The organism is Streptomyces sp. NPDC058751 (assembly GCF_042746485.1).
GTDB lineage: Bacteria > Actinomycetota > Actinomycetes > Streptomycetales > Streptomycetaceae > Streptomyces.
In genome coordinates this window covers 1-1,791 of sequence record NZ_JBHYPZ010000103.1, presented here as the reverse complement: position 1 = coordinate 1,791, position 1,791 = coordinate 1, and the positions used below count along the sequence as shown (strand labels likewise).

The following is a 1,791-nucleotide window of genomic DNA, read 5'->3' as shown; positions in this document are numbered from 1 at the left end:
ACCACATGGTTGAACCACTCGTTCATCTCGCCATCGAAGCCTTCCCCTCGATGCTCATTAAAGATCTCCTCGTGGTGGAGTCGTCGCTGCCCAGGAGAGCGATCAGAGCGGGGCCGCAACGGGGATCGCCCACCTCCTCGAAGACCTCGATGGCGGTCAGCTGACCGAAGCCGCCGAGGGAAGACCCTTGGCTTTTTCCCGTGCTGGGATCGTGCTGGGATCGTGCTGGGATGGGAGGGGAATGCTCGTGCTGGATTTTGGGCGTTGCGCTGCTCGGCGCGAGGGGGCGATGGGGCAGGGTCTTTGAGAAGTGCCGAGGTGGGCGGTTCGCCTGCCGAGAGCCGGATGTGATGGCTTGTCGGCTTCTGCCGGGGGCGTCCCTGGACGCAGAACAGGCATGGCCGCTGGTGATCATGTGGGTGTCGAGTCCGTATGAGCACCGAGCGAGTCCATGCCTGCACACCCATCTTCCCGCATGCCGTCATGCCTCCAGCAACTGGGGGACGCCTCCGGTCCAGCCCCGCTGGAGACAGTCGCTGACCTGCGGAAGTTTCTGGCCACGGTGCCTGACCCGCGGGCCCGTCGCGGCATCCGTCACCCATGGACAGCGCTGCTCACCTCCGCGGCCGCCGCCGTTCTGGCCGGCGCCGCCTCGATCACGGCGATCGGCGAGTGGGTCGCCGACGCGCCGCAGAGCGTCCTGGCCCTGCTCGGATTCCGGCCCGACCCGCTGACCGGCCGGATCCGCCCGCCCCATGCCACGACTGTCCGCCTCGTCCTGGCCGCTGCGGACGGGGACGCCCTCGACCGCGCCATCGGCGACTTCCTCCAGGAACGCAAGGCCCCGGCCCCGCAACGCAAGGTCATCGCCGTCGACGGCAAGACACTCCGCGGCTCCCGCACCACAAAACAACCGGCCACTGCCCTGATCGCCGCCATGACCCACAGCGGCCAGGTCCTCGCCCAACGACAGATCGACAGGAAAAGCAACGAGATCCCGGCCTTCGCACCGCTCCTGGACGGCCTCGACCTGACCGATGCCGTGATCACCGCCGACGCCCTGCACACCCAGCACGATCACGCCTCCTACCTGCACGAACGCGGGGCTCACTATCTGGCCGTCATCAAGCGGAACCACCCCGGACTGCATGAGCGGGTCCGCCGCCTTCCCTGGCGCGACATCCGCCTGGACCACATCGACCGCACCCGGGCCCACCACCGCGACGAGATCCGCCGCCTGAAGACCACCGCGTTCGCCCACATCGACTATCCCCACGCACGCCAGGCACTCCAAGTCGTGCGCTGGAGACGGGACATGGGCACGGGCAAGCTGACGATCGAGCGGATCTACCTGGTCACGAGCCTGCCGCCCGGCGCGGCCGACGGCAGCGAACTCGCGGCCTGGATCCGCGGTCACTGGCGCATCGAGAACCAGCTGCACCACGTCCGCGACCGCACCTTCCACGAAGACGCCTCGCACATCCGCACCCGCCACCTACCCCGCGTCATGGCCGGCCTGCGCAACCTCGCCATCGGCGTCCACCGTCAGGACGGCCACACCAACATCGCAGCCGCCCTCCGCCACACCGCCCGAAACCACCTGCGGCCCCTCACCGCCCTCGGCCTGGCGTGACGAACCCGGACACAAGATCACTTCTCAAAGACCCTGGGAGGCGCGCCTCCGGGGGCGGGGGAGTGGGGCGGCGGTGGTCGCAAAGGGAAGGTAAAGATCTGGCTTGGACTGGGCGTCGGCATGGCGGCGGTTTTCGGCCGGGGGACCTCGGCGAGGGG

1 protein-coding gene is annotated in these 1,791 nt (G+C 68.7%); it reads left to right on the top strand.

Features of this window, described 5'->3' with window-relative positions:
• Nucleotides 1-562 precede the first annotated feature (562 nt).
• Nucleotides 563-1,633 carry an ISAs1 family transposase gene (locus tag ACFW6B_RS41085; RefSeq protein WP_386605054.1) on the top strand — a complete coding sequence of 357 codons (1,071 nt, stop codon included), beginning with the start codon at nt 563-565 and terminating at the stop codon, nt 1,631-1,633.
• The last annotated feature ends 158 nt before the right edge of the window (nt 1,634-1,791 follow it).